Below are 26,108 nucleotides of genomic sequence, written 5' to 3' on the forward strand. Positions count from 1 at the left end.
AAAGACTATACATATATCAAATGTATATATCTACTAAAATAAAAATAGATATGTTATTGCTTTAATTTTATTCTGCATAACATATCTATTTTTTATATTTATTATATTTCCCTTGTTTGATACTTTAAGAAATCTACTTCTTCTTTATTTAAATATGGACTTAATTTATTAAATACTGTTTTATGATAGTTATTTAACCATTCTTTTTCTTCATTTGATAACATTTCAGGTATAACTCCATTTAAATCTATAGGACAGTATGAAACTATTTTAAATTTATAAAATTCTCCAAACTCCTTACTATCTTCATCTTTAACAATTAGCATTGTATTTTCTATTCTTATACCATGTTTACCTTCTTTGTATACTCCTGGTTCATTTGTCAATATCATACCAGGCTCTAATACAACTGTATTACCTTCTGGTCTTATGCCTTGTGGGCCTTCATGAACATTTAAGAAAAATCCTACTCCATGACCTGTTCCACATTTATAATCTATTCCATATTCCCATAAAGGTCTTCTTGCCAATATATCAAGATTTACTCCTGTGCAGCCCTTTAAAAATTTTGCCATAGACAATCCAATATGTCCCTTTAATACAAGTGTAAAATCTCTCTTTTCTTCCTCTGATATATTTCCGAGTACAAAGGTTCTTGTTATATCAGTAGTTCCATCTAAATATTGTCCACCTGAATCTACAAGGAATAGTCCTTCATTCTTTAATTCATATTGACTTTCCTCTGTAGCTGAATAATGCATCATAGCTGCATGATCCTTATATCCACCTATAGTTCCAAAGCTAGGCCCTTTAAAATATTCTCCTTCTTCTCTAAATGAAGTTAGCTTTTCAGCAGCACTTATTTCTGTTACCTTTTCTTTTCCTATAGATTCATCTAACCATTTTATAAATTTAACCATAGCAACTCCATCTCTAACTTGGGAATTTTCTATGTTATCTATTTCAATATTATTTTTAATAGCCTTTAATTTAGTAGTTATATTCACTTCTTCTATTATCTTTACTTCTTTATTAATTAAAGAATATATTTTTGCATTAACTTTATTACTATCAATAATAACAGTACAAGTCAATTTTTTAGCATCCTCTTCTATTGAATTATAACTATAAACATCTATACCTTCTTCTTTTAATGATAATAATATATTCTCATCAATCTTATCCATATCTATATAAAGATTAGCTTTATTATCTGATATTATTGCATACGCAAGAGCTACAGGATTAAATTTAACATCATTACCTCTTATGTTAAATAACCATGCTATATCATCTAATGATGATATTATATAATTTTTAGCATTTACACCTTCCATATATTCTCTTACTTCTTTAATCTTTTCTTTCGCAGACTTTCCTGCAAATTTTACATCATGTAGAAATATTTTTTCTTTAGGTAAATTACCTCTATTAGACCAACACTCTTCCAATAAATCTTTATTCATATTTATATTAAATTTATTTTCTGTTGATAGATCTAATAATTTTTTATATTCATTTGTTGAAATTACACTTCCATCAAATCCTAAAGTATCTCCATCCTTTAAATTTCCCTCAATCCATTCCTCTAAAGTTGGATATCCTACAGTTCTCATTTTCATTAAATCTATTCCTCTACCTTCAAGCTCTTTATCTGCTTGAATAAAATATCTACCATCAGTCCATAACATAGCTTTGTCTAAAGCAACTAAAAGTGTACCTGCTGATCCAGTAAATCCTGAAATATATGCTCTACCTTTATAATACTCACATACATATTCACTTTGATGAGGATCACTACTTGGTATTATATAATGAGTTATATTATTTTTTTTCATTATTTGTCTTAGTTTATTTATATTTTCCATTCTATTGCCCCCTTAATTTTCATAATATAATTATACATTACATATCAGTAATTATATTATATATTCTGTTTATTTAAAATTTATTTTATATTCTGAAAACTTTGTTGAATAGTGAGATTTTTTTTTATATAATTTAATATATGGTATTTAAAAGGAGGAACTTATATGGGAGACTTATTGAAATTCAAAAAATTTTTAGTAGAGGCTAAACAAAATACTTATGCTTCTGGTATAAAAAGAGAAGAGCCTTCTAGGCCAAGCTCTAAAGATTATGCTTTTAAAAAATATAATTACTACTATCTAGATAGCTATGTTGGTAATAAAAATTTCATTGGTGAAGAATTAATTTGGCATAATGAAAAGGTTTGTTGGGGAATGAATTATAAAGGACAACTTTTAACTGATGATATTCCAAGTGGATTTTCTTCTTTTTTAAAGAAGGCATTAAAAAATGTTAGCTCTGAATCACCTTTTAGAGGTCCAAAATATTTAGAGGATGATGATTTTATATATGAATGTAACTGGGATGGAGATGTTAGTTCTTTTAACGGAGTAGAAACTATAAAACATAATGGCAATGAAATATTTAAACTTCACTTCCATGGTGGAAAACTTCATTAAATTGAAAAAGGTAGAAGAGTTTTATTCTTCTACCTTTTGGTTTATTAAGCTTAATTATATTTTAAATCTAATTCCTATATATTATAAAAATTTTTTGTATATATTTTCTAGTTATTCTGCTTTTACTTCTACTTTCTTTCCTAACAATTGAACCCCTATAAATACTGCTAATAAGGATATTGGTAAAACAATATACCATGGTAATCCAAATCCTGCTGGTATATATCCAAATACTACTGTTATAGATGCTATAAATAATGAATACCACATTTGTGTCTTAACGTGAGCTATATGATTACATCCAGCTCCCATTGAAGAAAGTATAGTTGTATCTGATATTGGTGAGCAATGATCCCCAAATATTGCTCCTGTTAGTACGGCACTTGTACTTACTATAACATAACTCATATCTGGATTTATTGAATATGCTAGTGGAATTGCTAGTGGCATTAATATCCCCATAGTTCCATATGCTGTTCCCGTTGCAAATGATATTACTGCTCCAAGCATAAATATTAAACTTGGTAATAAGAAATATGGAAGTGATCCTGATAACATAGAAACTAGATATTTTGCAGTTCCTAAATCTTTAATTACTGATCCTAATGACCATGCTAATATTAATATAACTCCAGTTATAATTAATGGTTTCATTCCATCTATCCAAGTGTCAATAGCTTCTGATAAAGTAAATATTTTTTTAAATACTCCCATTGCTATAGCTACTATACTAGCTATTAATGCAGATTGGAATAATGCTACTGAAGCATCTGAATTACCAAAAATCTTTTGTATTGCTTCAAGGGATGTTGGTGAATTAGTTATTAATTGCTGTATAGCTATATCTTCTCCCCCCATTATAGTAGTATATCCACTATAATAGAAACAAATTAATGCTGTAATTACTAAAGTTCCTATTGGAATTATAGCATTCCATACACTTAATTTAACGCCTTCTTTTGGCTCTAGATCTGAATTATCAAGTGTATTTTTATTGTCTTCTATAGCAACTTCATCTTCTAAATGAAGCTTTCTTCTTCTTGCTGCTATTTCAGCTTTATACATTGGTCCAAAATCCTTTAAAAGTAATGATGTTATAAATACAAATGCTATAATTAATATGTTATAGAATCTATATGGTATTGTTTGTAGGAATATTCCAAAAGCATCTACTTGTTGACCTATTCCATTTGCAAACGCATCATTTATTAAACCAACCTCAAGTCCTATCCATGTTGAAATAATAGCTAGTCCTGCTATTGGTGCTGCCGTAGCATCAATTATAAATGCTAATCTCTCTCTAGATATATTCATTTTATCTGCTACTGGCTTCATTATAGGTCCAACTATTAATGAATTTGCATAGTCATCAAAAAACACTGCTATTCCTAATAATAAAGTTACCATTTGAGCACTTCGAGCAGTTTTAGCTTTTTTAGCTAATGCCTCAGCAATAGCTTTAGCTCCACCCATTTTAGCTACTAAATGAATAACACCTCCAATAGCTAATACTTGTAATATAATACCTGCATTCCATGGATCTGCAAGAGAATTTAATGCTCTAGAAACAAAATCTATGAATGATTGAATAAAAGCCCCCCCCAAACTATTATTAGTTAACTGCACTAAAAAAGTTCCTGATAATACCCCAATAAATAATGATATTATAACGTTCTTAGTTAAAAATGCTAACACTATGGCAATTATTGGTGGTATTAAAGTTAGTAACCCATAATGATCTGCATTTTTAGTTGCCGCATCTACCTCCGCTGCAAAAACTACCGATGTCGATAGAACTAACATCATAATAGTCATCAAAAATACCCTTAAATTTCTGTTGTTTTTCATTTTAATTTCTCCCTTCTAATTATTGTGAATAATTAAAAAGTAGTAAAAAAGAGCCTTGAGTTTTCACTCAAGGCTCTAGATATACTTCAAATAATATACTAAAAAATCCTCAAATAATAGCTCACCACAAAATTTTGTGACAGTGTTGCACATATTTTATGCAACCCCAGCTATACAACCTTAAAGCATTAGTTGTATGCTTCGGCGATAACTCCTTTCCTACTAAATCTTAGTGCTTACCTCATTAGCAGTACTATTAATTAACGCGCCTCTACTCTTTTTATTATTCACGTTTAATTAAATTATATAGATATTATTACTTTCATGCAATATCTCTTATTACATATTCAGAAAATTTTAACATTTAAAGCTTAATTACTTTTCATAAATGCTTCTATGTCCTCTACTGTTTTTATCATATTTTTTGTTAAGATATCATAGCCATCTTCCGTTATAAGTATATCATCTTCTATTCTTATACCTATACCCTCTTCTTGTATATAAATTCCCGGTTCAACAGTATAAACCATTCCAGCTTCAAATGTTACATCTCTATTTGGCATATCTGAATCATGAGTATCCATTCCTAAACTATGTCCTATACTATGATAATAATACTTTGTAACATCTTCTTTATTTGTTATTAAACCTAGTGAAATACACTCATCTGCAATCCAATCCTTAGCCTGTTTATTAAGTTCTAAAAATTTCACTCCTGGCTTCATTGACTTAATTACCTTTTCATTAACTCTTAAAACAGCATTATAAACTTCTTTTTGTCTATCAGAAAATACTCCATTTATAGGAAATGTCCTTGATATATCTCCATTATAGTAATTATGTTGAGCTCCTAAATCAAATAAAATTAAATCTCCATCTTTTAATTCTGAATTATTATCAACATAATGAAGTATTGTTGCATTTTCCCCTGCAGCTGCTATTGTTTTAAAGGCAAAATCTTTAACTCCATTACTCTTACAAACAAAATCAAAATATGCCTCTAATTCATACTCTTTTAATCCAGCCTTTGAGCTCTTCATTAACAGATTTACACCCTCTATTGTAATATCTATAGCTTTTTGTATTTCAGCTATCTCTTCTTTTGTTTTTACAAGCCTATATCTAGATATAATACTATAAATATTCTTTATATTTAATTGTGGATATTTCCTGCATATTTCCCTAGAAAACTCCTCTGAAATACTTAATCTTGAACTATAGTTATCTCTTTCTAAATCTAAATATAAATTTAATTCTTCTCTTTGTGATATTATTCTATTTATAAAAGAGTCTATATTACTTTTATAATCAACATCGTTAATTTCACAAACATCAAATACTTCTTGTTTTCTTATAGATTTGCCTTCCCATTTTTCAGCTATTGGATCTATATCCTTTATAAATAACTTGGAATTTTTCTCTCCATTTATTTTACTCATAACTAAAATATGATTTTCTTCCGCTATTCCTGTTAAATAATAAAAATTTCTATTTGGAGTAAACTGATATTTTTCGTCTGCAGTTTTTTTAGGTGCATTTCCTGCAAACAATATGACAATAGAATTATCCTTTATATCATTTAATACTTTTTCTCTATTATTTTTATAAAATTCCTTATTCAAAGTTCACATCCCCTTTTTTCCTCCATAGCTAGCAACTTAACACTAACTACGTTTTTTAATGATTTTAATGTATTTACTAAGTGCCTTAAATCTTTCTTCATATTAGATATATCTAAAGTAATTGTGACATTAGCAGTCATATTTATTGGTATATCTTGATTTATTGTTAATACATTTCCTCTATTAAAAGCTATGCAATCTAAAACCTTTGATAAAGCTCCTGCCTCATGAGACATTAATACTACCAAAGTTATTTTTTTACTATTTAGCCCTTCTGCCATTGGAAATATATCATCTTTATATTTATAGAATGTACTTCTACTTATCCCTGTCTGTTTTACCGCCTCGCTTATATCCTTAGCTCTCCCAACTAATAAGGATTCTTTAGCTTCTATTACCTTTTTAAAAACATCCGGTAATATTTTTTCATTAATTATAAAATATTTCTCCCCAGCCATTAACTTTTACTCGCCTTTCATTTATATTGTACCCTACTATTTATTAAAGAAATCTGCCTTTTCATTATATATAATTATACAACTTGTATTTATTAAAATACATATCTTTTTATGTTATCTTAATATGTTATACTTATCCACAATCAGTCTATAAATATAATTTCTAAAAAATAAAAAAGATATTATACTATGATTGTCTTTATCCTAAAAACAATTCTAGTATAATATCTTAATTTATTTTTCTATTTCATAATTTATTCTGTTTTTTATATCTATTTATAAAACACTTTATAAGAGAAATTATTATTGAAATAACACCACCTAAAGAAAAACAAAGTGGAATATTATCAATAAATATACCTAAAAACATACCTAGTCCTATACCATAAGCTAAATACATAGCTACAATCTTAATTTCTTCATCTGATAAATATAATAATTTATTATTCCACTCCATTTACTATTCCTCCTACTATATTATATTTTTAATTATAAATTAACTTTTTTGTTAATTTGTTACAAAATAATTACTAAATAGATAAAATTTAACTATTTTGTAGACTAATTTCATTATTATATTAGTTACCTTGACTTTATAAAAAATTTGATGTTTCTAATATTTATTTAAGTATTAATGTACCAACTAAAAATATAGCTAATATTATAGCTGTTAGTTCTGCAAATATTGATGCCCATAATGTATGTCTTATTTTTTTTATTTGTACTGCTCCAAAATAAACTGTTATTGTATAGAATATTGTTTCTGTAGTCCCCATAATTACTGATGCTATTAAACCTATTGCTGTGTCTGGACCATAAGTATTTAGTATGTCTGTAAGTATTCCCATAGCTCCACTTCCTGATAATGGTTTAATTAATACTAATGGAATCACTTCCTTTGGTAATCCTATTACTCCTGCTGTAGGTGCTATTAAATTATTCAACATATCTAATAATTTTGATTCTCTAAAAATATGAACAGCTACAATCATAGCTAAAAGATAGGGAAATATATTTAAACAAACCTGAAGACCTTCTTTCGCTCCCTCAATAAACCATTCATAAACTTTTTTACCTTTAAACATCCCATAAGTTATTATTAGTACAACTATTATTGGTATTATGCTTTTTGTAAAATACTCAAACACTACTACTCACCTCTCTATTAAAAATACTTCTGAAGAATTTTACAACAAATTACTCCAACTATAGCTGCAATTGTACTTGCAATAATTGCAGGTATTATTATAACTCCAGGATTAGAAGATCCACTTGCAGCTCTAATTGATATTATTGTAGATGGTACCAATTGAATACACGCTGCATTTAACACCAAAAATAGTACCATATCATTAGATGCTGTTCCCTTTTCCTTATTTAACCTATTCATCTCTTGCATTGCTTTTATTCCAAATGGAGTTGCTGCATTTCCAAGCCCCATCATATTAGCTGTTATGTTCATAACAATTGCTCCTAACGCCTTTTCATCCTTTGCGGCTTCTTTAAATATCAACTTTAAAATAGGTCTTAAAAGCCTTGCTAACTTATTTGTTAATCCACTTTTTTCAGCAACCTTCATTACTCCACACCAAAAGCACATTAATCCAACTAATCCTATTACTAAAGTAACCGTTGAATCTACTGATCCAATTATTGCTTTTGAAATCCCATCTCCATTTCCTGTGAAAAGTCCTACTATAATACCTAAAAATATCATTACAAACCAAATGTAATTAATCACCTATTTCACCACCTATAAAATTTCCTTTTACAAATATATGCCTTGCATATGATATTTATTAGTGATACCATGAATATATCTAATATTAATTATGTATACTACATAAAAAGGAGACGAACTATGAAAGAAGCAAACCTAAAATTAGCCCAACAAGATATTGATGAAGCATTACAAGCTGTAGAAGACATGGAAAAGGTAATTGATGGAAGTGAGCTTCCAAAAAACTTATTAAAAGAAAAGTTTATCGCTCTTACAGAGAAGGTACAAGAGCTTGAAAATATATTAAAAACTGAAGGAATAATTTAATATTTCCATAAAAATTAAAAGAGGCTTCTATTTTTAATAGAAGCCTCTTTTAATAACCCATTTAAACTCACATTATTTTTTATATCAGACAACCCAAATCTGATACTATACCATATATTATCATAAAATTCTCTACTCATAGTCGAAATTGAAAACGTTTAATGGTATCTTTCTTAAATTATATCATGGTTTTAATTTCCTTGCAATATAATAGTTACTAAGTATATAAACTATTATAAAATAAAAATAACCTAGTAAACTAGGTTATTTTTATTTTAAGTTACTTACAGCTTTCTCTTTCAACTAAGCTATAATCTAATACAAATTGAGCCTCATCTAGCTCTTTTTTATTTAACATTTTTATAAGCATTCTCATTGCTACTGAACCCATATCATAGCTAGGTTGATTTATAGTTGTTATCTTTGGATAGAATACAGATGCAACATCATTATTATTAAAACCTATAACACTTACATCTTCTGGTACTTTCTTACCAACTTCTCTTAATCCATTTATAACTCCCATAGCAATTTCATCAGATGCACATACTACAGCATCATAATTGCATTTTGAAGCTTCAAATTTTTCAACAGCTTCGTATCCTGTTCCAACCTTAAGATTTTTCGTAAACACTAATTTTTCGTTAACTTCAATACCTTTATCTTTTAAGGCACTCTCATAACCTATGTATCTATCTCCCCAAGCGTTCATAGTATCTTTTCTAGCACCTGCAAAAGCTACATTTTTTAAACCTTTATTCAATAAGTATTCTGTAGCTTCTTTCATTGCTTTTATGTTATCTATAGTTACGCTTGGTAAGCTTCCTTCTTTATCCTTTGTTTCAACTAATACAGTAGTTAAATCCAATTCATTTATTATGTCTAATATCTCTTCTTCTAATGAAGAACTCATATAAAGAACTCCATCAACCATTTTTTCTTTAAGTACTCTTAAGTACTCTTTTTCTTTTTCCTCATCGAAATCTGAGTTACATAATATTACGTTATAATCATAAATATTTGCAACGTCTTCAGCTCCTCTAACTATCTCAGGATAAAATCCACTTGATATGTCTGGAACTAATATTCCTACAGTCTTTGTCTTTTGTGTTTTTAAGCTTCTTGCTACTATATTAGGTCTATATCCTAGCTTTTTTATGGCATCTAAAACCTTTTTCTTTGTGTCCTCGTTTACAACATCTATGTCATTTAAAACTCTGGAAACAGTAGCAATTGAAACACCTGCTTCTTTAGCAACATCTTTTATAGAAGTAGCCATACCAACATCACTCCATTTTCATTGTAATACTTTAAAATTACTATTCTAACTATATATTATACTATTTACTAGTAATTAATACAACATATTGTATATATTATAACCAAAAAGGTTAGATGCAAATCTGCATTCTAACCTTTAGATTAATTTTTTATTTTTAAGAAACAACTTCAACAGTCATATCTAGCTTTTCACCATTAATAATTGTTTCAACATAATCATATTCACCATTACAGATTACTTCTTGTGTTAAAGTTTCTTTCTTAATAGTATCAGTATATTTCTTAATTACATCTATAAGCATATCATTTCCTGATACATAAAGATTTATTTTATCTGCAACTTGGAATCCTTTTTCTTTTCTCATATTTTGTATTTTTGAGATCACTTCTCTTAAATGTCCAAGTTCTCTTAACTCTTCTGTTATAGTTGTATCAAGAACTACACCTATAGAACCCTCTCCAGCAAATGCATAACCTTCTAGTCCTTGCATTGTAACTAGAACACTTTCTTTATTTAAAGTTATTTCAGTTCCTTCAACATTTATAACTTCAGTTCCACCAGCTTGAAGCTTTTGAGCTAATTCCATTTGATTTCTTGAAGCTATTTCTTTTCTTATTCCAGGTATTAACTTTCCATAAGCTCTTCCTAATACAGGTAAGTTAGGCTTAATTTCAAAGTTAACAAATTTAGAAAGATCTGCTCCAAATAAAATTTCTTTTATATTAAGTTCATCAGTTATTATGTGTCCATAATACTCAGGAAGTAAATCTGTTGATAATAATATCTTTGAAAGTGGCTGTCTGTTCTTTATATTAGCACCGTTTCTAGCACTTCTACCTAATTTAACTATTGTATAAGCTAAATCCATTTCTTTTTCTAGATTTTTATCTATAGCCTCTTCATTAACCATTGGCCAAGTACATAAATGTACGCTTTCCTTAGCATCTTTATCTAAGTTAACTACTAAGTTTTGATAGATTTCTTCACTTATAAATGGTACAAATGGAGCTGCAACTTTAACTACAGTAGTTAATACTCTATATAGAGTTACATAAGCACCTATTTTATCATCAGTTAAATCTTCTGACCAATATCTTGCTCTATTTCTTCTTACATACCAATTTGACAACTCATCTGTGAAGTCTTCTAACGCTAAAGCTGCTGGAGTTATTTGATATTCATTTAAGTTAGCATCAACCTCTTTAACTAATGTATTAAGCTTAGACATTATCCACTTATCCATTACATTTTCAGATTCAAAATCTGAATATTGTAGTGGGTTAAACTTATCTAAATCTGCATATAAAACATAGAATGAATAAACATTCCATAATGTGCTTAAGAACTTTCTTTGAGCTTCTGAAACATCATCTACTGAGAATCTAGTTGGAAGCCATGGAGCACTTGCAGTATAGAAATGCCATCTTGTAGCATCAGCTCCTTGTGCATCTAATACTTCAAACGGATCTACTACATTTCCCTTTGATTTTGACATCTTTAAGCCCTTCTTATCTAGAACGTGACCTAATACTATACAGTTTTCAAATGGATTTCTATCAAATATAGCTGTTGAAATAGCTAACAATGTATAGAACCATCCTCTTGTTTGATCAACTGCTTCTGATATAAATTGAGCTGGGAAGTTTTGATCAAATAATTCTTTATTTTCAAATGGATAATGTAATTGTGCAAATGGCATTGAACCTGAATCAAACCAACAATCTATAACTTCAGCTGTTCTAGTCATTTCCTTACCACACTTATCACATTTTAAATGAACTTTATCTATATATGGTTTGTGTAATTCTATATCATCTGGAACATTAACACCTTTAGTCTTTAGTTCTTCAATACTTCCTATACACTCTCTATGGCCACATTCACATTCCCAAATTGGAAGTGGAGTTCCCCAGTATCTATCTCTTGAAATACCCCAGTCAATAACATTTTCTAAGAACTTACCAAATCTACCTGTTCTGATGTTATCTGGATACCAATTAATTTTGTTATTGTTTTCTAATAACTTATCTCTAAGAGTAGTCATTGCAACAAACCAACTTTCCTTTGGATAGTAAAGTAATGGTGTATCGCATCTCCAGCAGTGTGGGTATGAGTGAGTATGCTTTTCAGCTTTTAATAGCTTATTATTTTCTTTTAAGTAATTAACTATACTTTCATCACATTTTTTAACAAACTTACCCGCCCAAGGAGTAACCTCTTCTGTAAACTTACCTGCTAAGTCAACTAAGTTAATAAAAGCTAAACCATTTTTCTTAGCTACTAAATTATCATCTTCACCATATGCAGGAGCTATATGAACTATACCAGTACCATCTGATAAAGTTACAAAATCTCCATGAATAACAACAAATGCTTTTCCTTCTGGAGTATGGAATGGAAGCAATTGTTCGTACTCAGTTCCAAGAAGCTCTGCACCTTTAAACTCTCTTATAACTTCAAAATTTTCACCTAATACCTTTGGTGCCAATTCTTTAGCTAAAATATATATTTCATCTTCAACCTTTACTTCTACATAATCATATTTTTGATTTATACATAAAGCAACGTTTGATGGTAATGTCCAAGGTGTTGTTGTCCAAGCAAGTATATACTTATTGTCTTCTCCTTTAACCTTAAACTTAGCAACTGCAGTTAAATCTTTAACATCCTTATAACCTTGTGAAACTTCATGTGATGAAAGACCTGTTCCACATCTAGGACAATATGGCATAGTCTTATGACCTTTATATAAAAGATCTTTATCCCACATTTGTTTTAAAGCCCACCATACTGATTCTATATATGGATTATGATATGTTACATATGGATCATCCATATCTACCCAATATCCAATTTGCTCAGTCATTTTTTCCCACATGTTTACATATGTGAATACACTTTCCTTACATTCCTTAACAAATTTTTCAACACCATATTCTTCTATTTGTGGTTTACCTGAAATACCAAGCTTTTTCTCTATTTCAAGTTCAACCGGAAGTCCATGTGTATCCCATCCAGCTTTTCTTATAACCTTGTATCCCTTCATAACCTTATATCTTGGGATTATATCTTTCATAACTCTTGTTAAAATATGACCTACGTGTGGTCTTCCATTAGCTGTTGGAGGACCATCATAAAACGTAAAGTACTCTCCATCTTGATTCATATCAAAGTTCTTTTTAATTACATTGTTTTCTCTCCAAAGTTCTGCAACATTCTTTTCCATACCAACAAAGCCTTTTGGTAACTCAACTTTTTTGTACATAATATAAATCTCCCTTCTGTATTTTAATAATAAAAAATATGTTTCGCAAACTATGTGTTCTGCTATTCTATAAAGCTATAAACAAATTTGTTTGCCTTGTGATTTCCTAAAGAATAAAAAAACTTCGTCCTAATAGGACGAAGTTGAATTCGCTATACCACCTAAGGTTAACCCCCTTATTAATTTAAGAGGCTTAAAATTTCGAGTACCATCATACTCTATCCTTTAACGCAGGATAACGAGATAAGCTTAATAAGTCTAAACTTTTCAGCCTCTAACTCCTAGGTGATTTTCCTTAAGTTCTTTTGTGATTTCACACCAACCAATCACTCTCTGAAAAAATCTACATAAGTACTTTTCCTAATCATAGTCTTTATTATTTTTTTCATTATATATCACTGTAAATTTATTGTCAATTTATAATAATAATTTTACTACAAAGATTTATAATATGAAAGTATTTTACCTATATTTTATTGTGAAATTTTCTTTTATAATATAATTTTATAAAGTAATTAAATATTTTTTCTGTTTTAAGTAAAACATTGAATAAAAAAACTATAATTACTTATAATATGTGAAAATAAAGTTGGATTTAAAATAATATAAATTAACTAATAATTTTTATCAATTAGTATTGACTTTCTTTTCGTTCGTTAATATAATGTATTTATAAAGAATAAACATAAATTTATTTTTTATCCCCTTTATTTTCCGTAGTTTAATTCATATATAACAGGAGGAAGACTAAATGGAAAATAATTTAAATGAACAAGTCCTTGATAAGTTAACAAAAGTTTGCACTTGCAAGGCAATACCAAGATCCAAAATAAAAGATGCAATCAAAGCCGGTGCTCATACTGTTGAAGAAGTTTCTAAGATAACTGGAGCTTGTACAGGTGGATGCAGAGGCTACAGATGTACCCCTACAATCCAAAATTTGATTGATAAACATCTGGAAAAATAACTACTAGTAAGGTTTCCCCAAACCATATTAGTATAGATTATATCTCCCCAAAAAACGTCTGTTGTGGAAGCAGACGTTTTTTTATTATATATCTCTTTTCTCTAGCTTTAAAATTTCATTATGTTATAATCTTATAAGAATTATTACGGAAGGAGCTAGTATAAATGGCAAGTAAATTCTATTTACATAAAGGAAAAAATAAGAGAGCTGAACAAGGGAGACCTTGGATATATATTGATGAAATAAATGAATATGATGGTGATTATGAAAATGGAGATATTGTTGAGGTTTATAATCATAAAGGTTTTTTCATAGGAAAAGGTTACATTAATGATCGTAGTAAAATAACTATAAGAATAATGTCTAGAGAAATAGATGAAGAAATAGACGAAGAGTTCTTTAAAAAGAGATTCGCAGCAGCCTGGGATTATAGAAAAACTGTTATAGATACTTCATCTTGTAGGTTTATATTTGGAGAAGCTGATTTCTTACCAGGGTTAACAGTAGATAAATTTGAGGATTATTATGTAATTCAAATATCAACTTTAGGAATGGATAAATACAGAGATGCAATAGTAAAGATATTAGTAAATGAATATGGTGCTAAAGGAGTATATGAACGAAGCGATTTAAAAACTAGAGAAATTGAAGGTTTAGAACAAACTAAAGGTTTCTTAACTGAAGAATTTGATACTAATATACAAATCGTAGAAAATGGCGTTAAGTACATAGTGGACTTAGAAAATGGTCAAAAGACAGGTTTCTTCTTAGACCAAAAAGAAAATAGAGCTGCAATGCATAAAATTTGTAAAGGAAAAGATGTACTTGATTGTTTTACTCACACTGGTTCTTTTGCTTTAAATGCTGGTATCGCAGGTGCTAAATCAGTCTTAGGTATAGATGTTTCTAAACACGCTGTTGAATGTGCTACTAGAAATGCAGAATTAAACGGTCTTCAAGATGTAGTTAAGTTTGAATGTCATAATGCCTTTGATGTACTTGGAGATTGGTCAAGAGAAGGTAAACAATTTGATGTTGTTATTTTAGATCCTCCTGCATTTACTAAATCAAGAAATACAGTTAATGCTGCTATAAGAGGTTATAAAGAAATAAATCTTAGAGGATTAAAAATGGTTAAACCAGGTGGATATTTTGCAACTTGTTCTTGCTCACATTATATGAATGAGGAACAATTGAAAAAGACTGTTGCTGAAGCTGCACATGATGCTCATAGAACTTTAAGACAAATAGAGTGCAGAACTCAGTCATCTGATCATCCAATCTTATGGAACTCCGATGAATCTTATTATTTAAAATTCTTTATATTCCAAGTTGTATAATAAAAATTTAGATATTAAAACCCATTAGAATAAATTTATTTTAATGGGTTTTAATGGGTTTTTATTTAAATATATGTCTTACAAATTCACACGGTCTATATATTATAAGCCTTGGTCCAGAAAATCTCATAACTATTTTGATTTTTTCTTTCATATCCCTCTTATAACAATGTATCTTACATTTACTACATGAACTTTTATTGTCTCCAAACTTACAAAAAGATAATCTTTTATGAGCATATTCTAAAAGTTCATTACATTCCTCACATAAAGTACCTCTTTTACTACCATGTTTTTTCTGACAATATAAGCTAATCATTAATTGAACAATCTCTTTTTCTTTTTCAATCCTCTTTCCCATACTTACACCTACTTTATTGTTCTTAATGCTTGTCTCTCTTTCTCGCTAATAGTCCTTACTTTAAATATAAAATAATAAAGCTTAAATATTATAACTAAAGCTAACAAAATCTTTACATGTAGATTATCTATTATTACTAAAGGAAATGCTATCATAATATCTGCAAATAATAATATAGTAACTTTTTGTTTCATTGTCATAGCTCTATTAGTGGCAAAAGTTTCTAAATGTTTTTTATAAATTTTAGTTCCTCTAAACCACTCATCAAATCTTTTTGACCCTTTTACAAAACAAAATGATGCTAGAAGTAAAAATGGTGTTGTAGGTAAAATAGGCAACGCTATTCCTATTGCACCTAAAACAAGTGCTATTAATCCAACTGTTACATATAAAACTTTTTTAATTTTTCCCATATCTTCCTCCTTATATTAAATAATATTTTCTATATTTCTATTAGACTTTTATCCTTAACCATTAATATTTTATTGCATATTGTTGCCGTTGATTTTCTATGAGTTATTAATATTACTGTTCTATCCTTTGAATATTCACTTATAGATTTTAATATTTGTCCTTCATTTAAAGTATCTAAATTACTTGTAGGTTCATCTAATATCATTATATCTGCATCACTTAAGAATGCCCTTGCCAATCCAATTCTTTGCTTTTCTCCAGATGATAGGTTTGAACCAAGTTCTCCTACGTTACTCTTATATCCATTTGGTAAAGTACATATAAATTCATGAATTGAAGCCTTTTTAGCCGCTTCTATAACCTCTTCTCTTGAAGCATTAATATTAGCAATTTTTATATTATTTTCTATGCTGTCGTTAAATAAATATGTTTCTTGACTCATTAACACTTCATGACTTCTTAATGTATTAGTTGATAAATTCTTAATATTATTTTCTCCAATTTCAATATTACCTTTAGTAACATCCCAAAATCTCATTAATAACTTTATAAATGTACTCTTTCCTGTTCCACTTTCTCCAATTATAGCTACCTTTTCACCCTTTTTAATATCTATATTAATATTTTTTAATATCTCTTCTCTATTTTTGTATCCAAAAGATACATCCTTATAGCTAATATTGAAATCTATCGACACGTTTTCTCCATTTACCTCTTCAACCTCTGGACTCTCATCTAAAAGATCAAATAATCTTTGTGCTGAAGCAAATGTTTGAAGTAAATTATTTGATAAATTACTTAAAGCAACTACTGGTCCAAAGGATGATGCAACTAAAACTATTGCTACTATCATCATTCCAAAGGATATCTTTCCTGATATGCTAAGATAGCTTCCTATTGAAAGTGTAGTTAATATAGCTATCATTATTGTTAAATCTGTTGTAGCTCTAACTATTCCCTCATGTAACTTTATTTTAATCTGTTTTTGATTTAACTCTTCTGATAATTCATGAATTTTACTAGCTCTTTCTTGTCCATTTTTATATATTAAAATTTCCTTTAATCCTCTCAATGAATCTAAAAGATATGAATTCACTTCTCCAAAAGCTTTCCTGTATTCACTCCCTGCATTTTTTCCAAGCTTTGATGTAAAGTAGGGAATACAAAAACCAACTATTAAAAAGAATATCCCGCTAAAAATTCCGAAATAAGGATGAATACTAAAAAGAACTACTGTAATAACTGTATTTGTTATTATAGCTATCGCTATTGGAGCTATTGTATGTGCATAGAAAACTTCTAGTAGCTCAATATCTGAAGTTACTAAAGAAACTAAGTTTCCTTTTTCTTTATTTTCTAATTTAGCAGGTGCTAACTTTCTAAGCACAGTAAAAATTTTATCTCTTAATATTACTAATATTTTAAAGGCTATATAATGACCTGCTAATTGTTCTCCATATCTTAAAGGCCCTCTTAAAATAGCCATAATCCCCATTAATATTAACGCTGATGTAAAAGAAATTCCCATGTCTATATTAAGTATATTTCCTATAGCTACTGCTCCAAATGTTGTTATTGATATAGCTGCCAAAAAACCTAACACTCCCATAAATATAGTTATAAACATAAAAGGGGTTAATGGTTTTAATTCAACTATAAGTCTTTTCATTATCTTGAAACCAGATTGTCTATTCATTACATCACACCCTTACTTTCTAAACTTTCCTGTTCTTTAATCATTTTAAAATACTTATTTTTATTATTCATAAGTTTAATATGATTGCCACTTTCTATTATTTCACCCTTATTTAGTACATAAATATTATCAGCCTCTATTACATTTGCTAATCTATGAGAAATTACTATTATGGTCTTTTCCTTAGCTAATATATTAATAGACTTCCATATAAGTTCTTCACTTTCTATATCTATATTTGAAGTTGCCTCATCAAATATCATTATCCCTCTATTTGCAAGTATTGCTCTAGCTAATGCTAGTCTTTGCTTTTGCCCACCTGATAAAAGGGATCCACCTTCCCCTACATTTGTATTTAACCCATTATTTAATGAATCTATGAACTCACGTAAATTAGATATTCTTAAAGCATTATCTATTTCAAAATTTGTTGCATCAGTTTTTCCTATTAATAAATTATCTAAGATTGTTCCATTAAAGATATAACTATTTGTTGATATAAGAGAAATTTCCCCATAAACATCTTCCCGTTGCATAAAGTTTATATTTTTTCCTTTTAATAAAATTTCCCCTTCTTTAACTTCATGATTATTTAATAAAAGCGATGCTATTGTACTTTTCCCACTACCACTTTCTCCAACTATAGCAACAAAGGATTTTTTAGGTATATTAATTGAAACATCCTTTAATACATCTCTTTTATTATCATAGCTAAAAGTAATATTTCGTATTTCTATTGACTCTAAATATTGATTATCATTATCAATGTTAACTTCTTCTAATTCCTTATCTTTTATGTTTTCTCTTTCTTTACTATCTAATAACTTAAATATTTTATCTGAAGCTGCCATCCCATTCATAGCAACATGGAAAAATGATCCAAGTAATCTTAAAGGAATAAAGAATTCTGATGATAATAATATAATTACTAATGTTTCTCCAATATTTATTACACCATTTTTAAATTCAAATAATGCTACTATACTTCCAAGTGCTGCTCCTCCAAAAGCTATCAAATCCATAACTGTTATTGAATTCAGTTGCATACTTAACACTTTCATAGTTACTTTCCTAAAATTCTCTGCTTCTTCATTCATTTTATTATGTCTTTGCTCATCTATATTAAATACCTTAAGTGTTGTTAATCCTTGAAGATTGTCTAAAAAAGTATCCCCTAAATTAGAATATGTTTGCCAATAATTTTTTAAAATTCTTTTTGCTATTTTCATTATTGCTATTATAGATAATGGAATTAATGGTACGCATAAAATAAAAACTATTGCAGCTTTTAAGGATATAAATGATAGCACTATAAATAATGTTATAGGCGCTAATAAAGAATAAAATAACTGCGGTAAGTACCTTCCAAAATAAATTTCTAATGCTTCTACTCCTTCAATGGCAGCTTGTACTATCGAAGATGTTGACGAAACCTCATTATAATTTAAACCAAGCTTTAAAAGTTTATCATAAATCATATCCCTTAATTTTACTTTAACCATAGCTGAAGATTTATGTGAAAAATGTCCATATGCTAAATTTGATATAAATCTTATTAAAAGTAATACTGCTATAAAAATAAATTCCTTTCCAAAACTTTGAAAAACTACTCTTGATGGAGATGTTATACCATCTACTCTATTAATATTTATAAGTCCATTTATAATTTCTCCAACAATTAAAATAGTAAATATATTACATATAATAGATATCCAATTTACTAAAACTGTTAATTTAATATATTTTTGCGACTCACTACATAAATTTATTAATCTCTTATTAATCATCATAAAAATCACCTCTCAAATTAATTCGCATGTAAACTACTTTTTTACTTTAACATACTTGATAATCATTTTCAATAGCAAATTAATATCATTCCCTAAATAAAAAAAACTTGAGATTATGTTAAATCTCAAGTTTTTTTGCTACACTATATTAATTATCTATAAAATTCTTGTGTTGCATAGTAAGTATTTCCTACTTTATAAACACCTACTCCAATACTAGAAAAATTACCTGAAAGTATATTTGCTCTATGCCCTGGTGAATTCATCCAATTAGTCATAAATTGATTTGCTAAATTAGCATTTCCATTAACACCTTGTATGTAGGCTATGTTTTCACCCCAAGCACTATATGAAACCCCATCGGCTTTCATTTGAGCTGTTATCATTTGTCCTTCTGGGTTAGCGTGATCAAAGTATCCTCTATCACCCATATCCTTAGACTTAATCCTTGCATAGTGTTCCATAGTTCCATTATAGCTTAATGCAGATAAGCCTGCTGCAGCTCTTTCTTGGTTTACCTTTTGAAATATTATTTGTTCTATTTCAGCTACATAACTATCTGAACTAGCTTCTGAATTATTTTTCGCCTCAGGTTGCTGAGTATTTTGACTTTCCATATAGTTATTAGGTTTAGAAGTATTATCTCCAGAATTGTTTACTACTGTGTCATCACTTTGTTTTTCTGTAGTATTACCGTTACTAGCTTGTCCATTATTAACATCTGACCTATTTTCTTCAATTTTAATATTGGTGCTAGTATTACTGTCTATAGATTTCTTTTCTAAATTTTCAGTTTTAGCCTCTGTGTCCTTACTTTCTTGAGGCTTTTCAACCTTTGCTAAATCAGATTCCTTAGATTTAACCTTACTCTCTTCTTGGACTACTTTTCCATTATCTACAGGATTTTTAATTTTAGAAATTCCATAACTTCCTGAAACTCCTACACATAAAACTAATCCTATAGAAGCTAATAATTTTATTATCTTAGCTTGTATCATATTCCATTCCCCCTTCAGATTTCTTTAGGTCATCTGTGTTAATAGCTTAACACGTATCCCTCAATAACAAAATATGAGTTACATTCCAATAATTGAATATTGTGTTATTTTTGACAAAACATTTGATATACTTGATTTTATTATAAAAACCCCCAACATAATAGTAAAATGGATTATTTTTCATTTAATATACCATAAAATAAAAAAGATGATTACTATCAGGTAATCATCTTTTTTATGAAATAAATTCTTTTAGGATTCAAAATTTGTTTGTTTATGTATACCAATAAAAAATGTGGAGGTTTTTATTGGTACCAAATCAATAGTTCAAGAGTAATTCGTTTTTATTGATTACACAAACCAATTGATATCGGTTATCATCTATGTTTATATATTACCTATATTTACCCCATATGTCAATACTTTTTATAAAAATAATTGATAATTATTTTCATTTGATTAACTCCAAGCTCCCCTTAACCTATATTTTTTACTATAATAACAGAAAAAAAGAATTATTGACAGGGAATCAATAATCCTTTTAAGGGTCAAATACAATATTGATGATTGAAAAAATTTGTTTGTATAGATTGAACTAGAGAAAGAATACTTCTTCCTTCTAGTACATTATTAACTACATACTCCTTACTTTTATCGTAAGTATTAAATATCTCTTGTGCTTTATAATAATCATTATAAACCTTCCAATATCCACACATAAGACACTTTTTACTACTACATTCCATAAAATCTATAACATCTTCTATTGGAATTCCTAAAAACACTCCTAATTCATGTGGACAATGATATAACTCATATCTTTTTTTCAAAGTTGATAACCATGCTTCTACTGAATCATTTTCATCATACTCTAATTTACTAAGAAACTTCAGATTATTTTGTTCCCTTAGATGTTTTTCTAATGTATCACTCCTATAAATAAGAACTACTACATAGTCATCTTCTTCTCTTAGGGAGATATAGTCTAACCCCAGCTCTTTAATGAATGATTTTCCATATTCATTCCAGTTAAAATACAAATTTCTATATTCTCTTTTGAAGTTTATAGTAGATGATGGTTTGAAACCAGCTATAACTGGGGATAGACTATATATTAAATATATTTTCATATATTCATTATCATTTAATGTATTCAAGATAGTGTAAAATTCTTTTTGTTTCTCTTCCATCATTTACCTCCTAAGTTCTAAACTTCTTTTAAATGATACTGATTATCATTACCATTATAATATCCCTTATTTCTCTTTTTGTCAACATTTATTATTATAAATATTTAGAAATTTTTTCAAAGAACAAAAAAAATCATTTCAGGTTTACTAATTAGCAAACTTGAAATGATTTTTTATTTAAATTCCAATATATTTCTTTTCTTTATCATATATTGGAACTATATCTATAATATCCTTTTTACAACAATATTCTAAATCTCCTTCTAACTCTAATGCTTTTAAAACATTGTAGTGCCTTGCATTAACTATATAATCAATAATGTTATTATTTGACTCATATATAATTTTAGCAGTCATTGCTATATCGGTTAAATCATGCATTACATTATTAGTTAATAAAGATATCATATATCCAGCACAAATAAAGTCATCCATAGAAAACTCTCCATTTGTTCCTGCATTTATAAATACTACATCCTTTTTTAGTTTTTTAATAGCATCTACTATAGCTTTAGCATTTAACATGGATCCTATTAGAATATGTTCAGCATCTAAACTCAATGTTATTGCCCTAGTGCCATTAGTTGTAGTTAATACAACTGTCTTTTCACTAATCTCTTCTCTTATATATTCTAATGGAGAATTTGTGAAATCAAAGCCTTCTATTTTTAAAGCCCTTCTTTCACCACCAAGTAAAACTTTTTCACCTTTAGCTTCTAACTTGTTTTTAACTTCAAAAGCTTCCTCTACCGTTAATAATGGTATAACTCTTTTAGCTCCGTTTGCTAATGCTGTTGTAATTACTGATGTTGCTCTAAGCATATCTATAACAACGACAACTTTTCCCTTAATATATTCCTTTTTAATATGATCTGCTGATATTATCAAATCTAGTTTCAATTTAATTCCCCCTCATTTGCTCATATTAAATTTATATTTATTATTAATTTTTAAACTCTTTACCTTGCCATATATTATTATCTTCTAAAGCTTTATCTATAGCATTTAATACTTCCCATTTTTTTAGACTCCACATTGGTCCAATTAGTAAATCCCTTGGTGCATCCCCTGTTAGTCTATGTACAACCATTTTTTCCGGTATCATAGCAACAGACTTACATATTAAATCAATATAATCTTCTTGAGATAATAGTTTTAATTCTCCTGATTCATATTGTTCAACCATCTTAGTTCCCTTCATTAAATGTAATAAATGAAACTTAATCCCTTGAGCACCACAATGTGCAACATATTCAACAGTCTTAAGCATATCTTCCTTTGTTTCTTTAGGAAGTCCAAATATAGTGTGAACTACAACTTCAATATTTCTTTCAAGTAATCTTTTTAATGTATTATCAAATACTTCAAAATCATATCCTCTATTAAAGTTTCTTGCACTTTCATCATTTATAGTTTGAAGTCCCAATTCAACCATTAAATATGTTTTTTTATTTAACTCTTCTAGAAAATCTAAAACATCATCATCTATGCAATCCGGTCTAGTAGCTATTGAAATTGCAACTACATTTTCTTGTGCTAATGCTTCTTCATACTTTTGTCTTAACACTTCTACAGGAGCATAAGTATTTGTATACGCTTGAAAATACGCTATACACTTTCCATTTTTCCACTTTTTCTCCATCATTTCTTTTCTATCATCAAATTGCTTAGTAATAGATAAAATCCTACTTCCTGCATAATCTCCTGACCCTCTAGCACTACAAAATGTACAGCCACCTTTTCCTGCCTTTCCATCTCTATTAGGGCATGTGAATCCTCCATCTAAAGAAATTTTAAATACTTTTTCATTAAATTTATTTCTAAGATAATAGTTTAAACTATGATATCTTTTTCCATTCCATTCTTTCATAATGTCCTCCATTTAAAAAAAGCTATTAAAAGCTAAAATAAAGTACAGCTAATATTAGCTGTACTTTATATTTTACTACAATATTTTAATATGTTAAGTATTTAAATAATTTTATATTTTGGTAACTTGTAACTTTTCCATATCTGCTTTATATTCCCCAAGCTTACTTTTATCTACTGATGTTAAATTTTCCTTAGCAGACACATTTATAATAATTGAATTTTTATCTAGCTGATTTACTTTAATATTATATTGATCTTTAGGAAACATATTATCTATCCCCATATCTACAACTTCACCGTCATCTGCCTTATATACCTTTATTCTATTAACTCCGGATTTTTCATTATATTCAACTATAATCTCTTTTTCTTCTTGAGAAAAAATTATATTTTTAACATTTATATCTTCTAAAATATCAATTGGAATTACCTTTTTAGCAATTGCTTTTTCCATACCTTCCTGTAAATTTTGAGCATTATCTCCATTTGATGAAGTACCTTCTTTATTTGCTTCTCCTATTACAGCTCTACTTTCTTCCAGAAAAGCAACTGCTATAAAAGTCTTATTGTTCTCTAATGTTGATATAGCAACTCTTTCTCCTTTATATCCTATTGCTATTGGTCCAAAGGAGTTATTTGGTGTCTCTTCTTTATAAAGCATTACTTTATTTTCTCTTGGATATATATCCTTTGGCATATTACTAAGCCTTATTATAAGTTCACTTGACCCTCCATTTTCTCCTATCATTCGTAAAGAACCGTCTTTTACAAAAACTTGCTTTTTATTTACTGCCTTAACTTCTGAAATCTTATAATCTCCTGATTCCTTAGAGACTTTTATAGCAAAATTGTCTAAATCGCATTTAGGATTATCTTCTGAGCTTCTTATGACATTATAAAGTACATATGCTGAGTTTGATGATTCTATTATATTATCTATATTGTAAGAGACTACATTAGATGTTCCTGTACCTATAATTGTATTCTTACTTAATAACTCTTCTGTACATAATTTATTTGCATCATTAATATTTCCACCTTTTATATATTTAAGATAGTTTTGTGATACTTCTATAGCTTTTCTCGGATTAAATATATCACCCTCAACTTTCTCTTTACTACTATTAGCACAACTTACACAAATATATAATGAAAGTATTATTAATGATACAAATCCAACCTTTTTACTTACCTTCAACTTAAACTCCCTCCTATTTGTAATTAAAATATTAAAATTTAGCTTATACCTTAAAGTTATTTTTCCTTAGAATAGTTACCTTATTCATATTTAAAGAATAAAAGTATTTATAAAGCTATATATTTGTTATTAGAGATAAAATAGGAGGATATAATATGCAGAAAGAATTTAAAAAGATTTTTCAAATTGCAGTTGTTTTCATCGGAACAGTTGTTGGTGCTGGACTGGCATCTGGACAAGAAATCAAAGAATTTTTCACATCTTATGGAGTTTTAAGCTTTTTAGGAATTATATTTTGTGGAATTTTCTATATAATTATGGGCTGTATAGTTTCCAAAATAAGTATTAAGTATAGACTTAACTCTTACAGTGATGTTATAAAGGTAGTTAGTCCTAATTTTTTAGGAAAAATTACTGGAGGAATAACTACTTTATATTTAATATCTAGCGCTTCAATAATATTAGCCGGAAGCGGTGCATTAATCAATCAATTTTTTGGAATACCTAAAATAGTAGGGTCTTTAATTATGATAGTCATTGCTATATTTTTTCTTCTTAGAGATACCGATGGTCTTATAGAAGTAAATTCCTTTATTGTTCCTACTTTGGTTATTACAATAACAACAATAACACTACTCTATTTTTTATTCTGTAAGGATATGGTTTCCTGGAGTTTTTTAACTCAATTTGAACCTAAAAAAACTGGAATAACCTCTTCTACAATTTTATATTCTGGCTACAATATATTGTGTTGTCTAGGTGTATTAGTTCCTTTAAGTAATCAAATTAGAAAGCCAAAGACAATGGTTTTTGGTGTTGCTATAGGAGCTATTGGATTAGCTGCTTTAAGTTTTGCAATAAACTTCTTACTTATGATAAATCAACCTTATATTTTTGAATATGAAATACCATTGCTATTTGTTGCTCAAAGATTTGGTAGTGTAATGCAAGCACTTTTATTAGTAGTAATTTGGCTTGAAATGTTTTCTACCGAAGTATCTGACGTCTATTCAATTAGTAAAACTTTAGAACAAACTTTTAAAATTGGCTTTAAAAAAGGAATATTTATAGTATTGGCAATTGCCTTACCTGTTTCTAGAATAGGCTTTTCTAAATTAATAGGATCTCTATATCCTTTGTTTGGTTTACTAAGTCTTCTTTTTATAGGACAAACTATTTACTTTTATTATAAACATAAATCTGAATTAAAATAATTATAAATTGTAAAGTATATCATTCCTTTTATTTGTCTAACAAAAAATCCCTTTGCT

At 28.3% G+C, this 26,108-nt stretch carries 23 protein-coding genes, 1 riboswitch and 1 other annotated feature; of the genes, 5 read left to right on the plus strand and 18 right to left on the minus strand.

Annotation, left to right across the window (positions count from 1 at the left end; all coding sequences use genetic code 11):
- Positions 1-101: 101 nt before the first annotated feature.
- Positions 102-1,868, minus strand: coding sequence for an aminopeptidase P family protein (locus ACYQ1T_RS05615; protein ID WP_459832739.1), 1,767 nt, complete (start codon positions 1,866-1,868; stop codon positions 102-104).
- 165 nt (positions 1,869-2,033) lie between these two features.
- On the opposite strand from ACYQ1T_RS05615, the gene ACYQ1T_RS05620 reads away from it, so the two are divergent.
- The gene (locus ACYQ1T_RS05620; RefSeq protein WP_459832741.1) at positions 2,034-2,489 is read left to right on the plus strand and encodes a DUF5680 domain-containing protein; all 456 of its coding nucleotides are present in this window, start codon (positions 2,034-2,036) and stop codon (positions 2,487-2,489) included.
- A 111-nt stretch (positions 2,490-2,600) separates the two neighbouring features.
- Here the strand turns inward: ACYQ1T_RS05620 and ACYQ1T_RS05625 are convergent, their stop codons facing one another.
- The 6 genes from ACYQ1T_RS05625 to ACYQ1T_RS05650 form a co-directional block, all read right to left on the minus strand.
- Positions 2,601-4,337, minus strand: coding sequence for a Na+/H+ antiporter NhaC family protein (locus ACYQ1T_RS05625; protein WP_459832744.1), 1,737 nt, complete (start codon positions 4,335-4,337; stop codon positions 2,601-2,603).
- 109 nt (positions 4,338-4,446) lie between these two features.
- A riboswitch (Lysine riboswitch) is annotated at positions 4,447-4,619 on the minus strand.
- Between the two features lie 89 nt (positions 4,620-4,708).
- Entirely contained in the window at positions 4,709-5,959 is a 1,251-nt protein-coding gene (locus ACYQ1T_RS05630; RefSeq protein ID WP_459832746.1) for an aminopeptidase P family protein, read from the minus strand.
- Positions 5,956-6,417: an ACT domain-containing protein gene (locus tag ACYQ1T_RS05635; RefSeq protein WP_459832748.1), complete on the minus strand. Its 462-nt coding sequence runs from the start codon at positions 6,415-6,417 to the stop codon at positions 5,956-5,958. Before ACYQ1T_RS05635 ends, ACYQ1T_RS05630 begins: the two co-directional genes overlap by 4 nt.
- A gap of 247 nt (positions 6,418-6,664) precedes the next feature.
- Complete coding sequence (locus ACYQ1T_RS05640) at positions 6,665-6,874, minus strand: hypothetical protein (RefSeq protein ID WP_459832750.1); 210 nt, start codon at positions 6,872-6,874, stop codon at positions 6,665-6,667.
- 163 nt (positions 6,875-7,037) lie between these two features.
- A complete protein-coding gene (locus ACYQ1T_RS05645) occupies positions 7,038-7,565 on the minus strand; it encodes a spore maturation protein (protein ID WP_459832751.1) in 528 nt (175 codons plus the stop codon).
- A gap of 17 nt (positions 7,566-7,582) precedes the next feature.
- Positions 7,583-8,158, minus strand: coding sequence for a nucleoside recognition domain-containing protein (locus ACYQ1T_RS05650; RefSeq protein WP_459832753.1), 576 nt, complete (start codon positions 8,156-8,158; stop codon positions 7,583-7,585).
- A 120-nt stretch (positions 8,159-8,278) separates the two neighbouring features.
- On the opposite strand from ACYQ1T_RS05650, the gene ACYQ1T_RS05655 reads away from it, so the two are divergent.
- Positions 8,279-8,464, plus strand: coding sequence for a hypothetical protein (locus ACYQ1T_RS05655; protein WP_459832756.1), 186 nt, complete (start codon positions 8,279-8,281; stop codon positions 8,462-8,464).
- Positions 8,465-8,744: 280 nt separating this feature from the next.
- Here the strand turns inward: ACYQ1T_RS05655 and ACYQ1T_RS05660 are convergent, their stop codons facing one another.
- Both ACYQ1T_RS05660 and ileS read right to left on the minus strand, forming a co-directional pair.
- Positions 8,745-9,743 carry a LacI family DNA-binding transcriptional regulator gene (locus ACYQ1T_RS05660; protein WP_459832758.1) on the minus strand — a complete coding sequence of 333 codons (999 nt, stop codon included), beginning with the start codon at positions 9,741-9,743 and terminating at the stop codon, positions 8,745-8,747.
- A gap of 157 nt (positions 9,744-9,900) precedes the next feature.
- Positions 9,901-13,011 (minus strand): isoleucine--tRNA ligase, encoded by a 3,111-nt coding sequence (gene ileS, locus ACYQ1T_RS05665; RefSeq protein ID WP_459832760.1) that lies wholly within the window; start codon positions 13,009-13,011, stop codon positions 9,901-9,903.
- A 130-nt stretch (positions 13,012-13,141) separates the two neighbouring features.
- Positions 13,142-13,388: a binding site (T-box leader), on the minus strand.
- A 374-nt stretch (positions 13,389-13,762) separates the two neighbouring features.
- On the opposite strand from ileS, the gene ACYQ1T_RS05670 reads away from it, so the two are divergent.
- Together ACYQ1T_RS05670 and ACYQ1T_RS05675 are read left to right on the plus strand one after the other, a co-directional pair.
- Complete coding sequence (locus ACYQ1T_RS05670) at positions 13,763-13,978, plus strand: (2Fe-2S)-binding protein (RefSeq protein WP_459832762.1); 216 nt, start codon at positions 13,763-13,765, stop codon at positions 13,976-13,978.
- 164 nt (positions 13,979-14,142) lie between these two features.
- Positions 14,143-15,318 (plus strand): class I SAM-dependent rRNA methyltransferase, encoded by a 1,176-nt coding sequence (locus ACYQ1T_RS05675; RefSeq protein WP_459832764.1) that lies wholly within the window; start codon positions 14,143-14,145, stop codon positions 15,316-15,318.
- A gap of 61 nt (positions 15,319-15,379) precedes the next feature.
- Here ACYQ1T_RS05675 and ACYQ1T_RS05680 read toward each other — a convergent pair whose 3' ends face one another.
- The 9 genes from ACYQ1T_RS05680 to ACYQ1T_RS05720 all read right to left on the minus strand — a co-directional run bounded on the left by ACYQ1T_RS05680 (position 15,380) and on the right by ACYQ1T_RS05720 (position 24,837).
- Positions 15,380-15,679 (minus strand): nitrous oxide-stimulated promoter family protein, encoded by a 300-nt coding sequence (locus ACYQ1T_RS05680; protein ID WP_459832767.1) that lies wholly within the window; start codon positions 15,677-15,679, stop codon positions 15,380-15,382.
- 8 nt (positions 15,680-15,687) lie between these two features.
- Positions 15,688-16,092 (minus strand): YbaN family protein, encoded by a 405-nt coding sequence (locus ACYQ1T_RS05685; RefSeq protein ID WP_459832769.1) that lies wholly within the window; start codon positions 16,090-16,092, stop codon positions 15,688-15,690.
- Positions 16,093-16,121: 29 nt separating this feature from the next.
- Positions 16,122-17,789, minus strand: a complete 1,668-nt coding sequence (cydC, locus tag ACYQ1T_RS05690; protein WP_459832771.1) for a thiol reductant ABC exporter subunit CydC — start codon at positions 17,787-17,789, stop codon at positions 16,122-16,124.
- Positions 17,789-19,579 (minus strand): ABC transporter ATP-binding protein/permease, encoded by a 1,791-nt coding sequence (locus ACYQ1T_RS05695; protein ID WP_459832773.1) that lies wholly within the window; start codon positions 19,577-19,579, stop codon positions 17,789-17,791. The genes cydC and ACYQ1T_RS05695 overlap by 1 nt, the downstream gene beginning before the upstream one ends.
- 152 nt (positions 19,580-19,731) lie before the next feature.
- The gene (locus ACYQ1T_RS05700) at positions 19,732-20,577 is read right to left on the minus strand and encodes a CAP domain-containing protein (protein ID WP_459832775.1); all 846 of its coding nucleotides are present in this window, start codon (positions 20,575-20,577) and stop codon (positions 19,732-19,734) included.
- Between the two features lie 548 nt (positions 20,578-21,125).
- Positions 21,126-21,767 carry a DUF3793 family protein gene (locus ACYQ1T_RS05705; protein WP_459832778.1) on the minus strand — a complete coding sequence of 214 codons (642 nt, stop codon included), beginning with the start codon at positions 21,765-21,767 and terminating at the stop codon, positions 21,126-21,128.
- Positions 21,768-21,944: 177 nt separating this feature from the next.
- Positions 21,945-22,667 carry a 2-phosphosulfolactate phosphatase family protein gene (locus ACYQ1T_RS05710; protein ID WP_459832780.1) on the minus strand — a complete coding sequence of 241 codons (723 nt, stop codon included), beginning with the start codon at positions 22,665-22,667 and terminating at the stop codon, positions 21,945-21,947.
- Between the two features lie 43 nt (positions 22,668-22,710).
- Positions 22,711-23,637: a tRNA modification radical SAM protein MnmL/YtqA gene (gene mnmL, locus ACYQ1T_RS05715; protein ID WP_459832782.1), complete on the minus strand. Its 927-nt coding sequence runs from the start codon at positions 23,635-23,637 to the stop codon at positions 22,711-22,713.
- A 111-nt stretch (positions 23,638-23,748) separates the two neighbouring features.
- Positions 23,749-24,837: a hypothetical protein gene (locus tag ACYQ1T_RS05720; protein ID WP_459832784.1), complete on the minus strand. Its 1,089-nt coding sequence runs from the start codon at positions 24,835-24,837 to the stop codon at positions 23,749-23,751.
- A gap of 155 nt (positions 24,838-24,992) precedes the next feature.
- On the opposite strand from ACYQ1T_RS05720, the gene ACYQ1T_RS05725 reads away from it, so the two are divergent.
- The gene (locus tag ACYQ1T_RS05725; RefSeq protein WP_459832786.1) at positions 24,993-26,051 is read left to right on the plus strand and encodes a YkvI family membrane protein; all 1,059 of its coding nucleotides are present in this window, start codon (positions 24,993-24,995) and stop codon (positions 26,049-26,051) included.
- The last annotated feature ends 57 nt before the right edge of the window (positions 26,052-26,108 follow it).

This window comes from Clostridium carnis (assembly GCF_054657435.1).

Excerpts from the sequence above, each read along its gene's own strand:
- ACYQ1T_RS05615 (WP_459832739.1), bottom strand. The coding sequence starts at position 1,868 with ATGGAAAATATAAATAAACTAAGACAAATAATGAAAAAAAATAATATA.
- ACYQ1T_RS05620 (WP_459832741.1), top strand. The coding sequence starts at position 2,034 with ATGGGAGACTTATTGAAATTCAAAAAATTTTTAGTAGAGGCTAAACAA.
- ACYQ1T_RS05625 (WP_459832744.1), bottom strand. The coding sequence starts at position 4,337 with ATGAAAAACAACAGAAATTTAAGGGTATTTTTGATGACTATTATGATG.
- ACYQ1T_RS05635 (WP_459832748.1), bottom strand. The coding sequence starts at position 6,417 with ATGGCTGGGGAGAAATATTTTATAATTAATGAAAAAATATTACCGGAT.
- ACYQ1T_RS05640 (WP_459832750.1), bottom strand. The coding sequence starts at position 6,874 with ATGGAGTGGAATAATAAATTATTATATTTATCAGATGAAGAAATTAAG.
- ACYQ1T_RS05655 (WP_459832756.1), top strand. The coding sequence starts at position 8,279 with ATGAAAGAAGCAAACCTAAAATTAGCCCAACAAGATATTGATGAAGCA.
- ACYQ1T_RS05660 (WP_459832758.1), bottom strand. The coding sequence starts at position 9,743 with ATGGCTACTTCTATAAAAGATGTTGCTAAAGAAGCAGGTGTTTCAATT.
- ileS (WP_459832760.1), bottom strand. The coding sequence starts at position 13,011 with ATGTACAAAAAAGTTGAGTTACCAAAAGGCTTTGTTGGTATGGAAAAG.
- ACYQ1T_RS05670 (WP_459832762.1), top strand. The coding sequence starts at position 13,763 with ATGGAAAATAATTTAAATGAACAAGTCCTTGATAAGTTAACAAAAGTT.
- ACYQ1T_RS05675 (WP_459832764.1), top strand. The coding sequence starts at position 14,143 with ATGGCAAGTAAATTCTATTTACATAAAGGAAAAAATAAGAGAGCTGAA.
- ACYQ1T_RS05680 (WP_459832767.1), bottom strand. The coding sequence starts at position 15,679 with ATGGGAAAGAGGATTGAAAAAGAAAAAGAGATTGTTCAATTAATGATT.
- ACYQ1T_RS05685 (WP_459832769.1), bottom strand. The coding sequence starts at position 16,092 with ATGGGAAAAATTAAAAAAGTTTTATATGTAACAGTTGGATTAATAGCA.
- cydC (WP_459832771.1), bottom strand. The coding sequence starts at position 17,789 with ATGAATAGACAATCTGGTTTCAAGATAATGAAAAGACTTATAGTTGAA.
- ACYQ1T_RS05695 (WP_459832773.1), bottom strand. The coding sequence starts at position 19,579 with ATGATGATTAATAAGAGATTAATAAATTTATGTAGTGAGTCGCAAAAA.
- ACYQ1T_RS05700 (WP_459832775.1), bottom strand. The coding sequence starts at position 20,577 with ATGATACAAGCTAAGATAATAAAATTATTAGCTTCTATAGGATTAGTT.
- ACYQ1T_RS05705 (WP_459832778.1), bottom strand. The coding sequence starts at position 21,767 with ATGGAAGAGAAACAAAAAGAATTTTACACTATCTTGAATACATTAAAT.
- mnmL (WP_459832782.1), bottom strand. The coding sequence starts at position 23,637 with ATGAAAGAATGGAATGGAAAAAGATATCATAGTTTAAACTATTATCTT.
- ACYQ1T_RS05725 (WP_459832786.1), top strand. The coding sequence starts at position 24,993 with ATGCAGAAAGAATTTAAAAAGATTTTTCAAATTGCAGTTGTTTTCATC.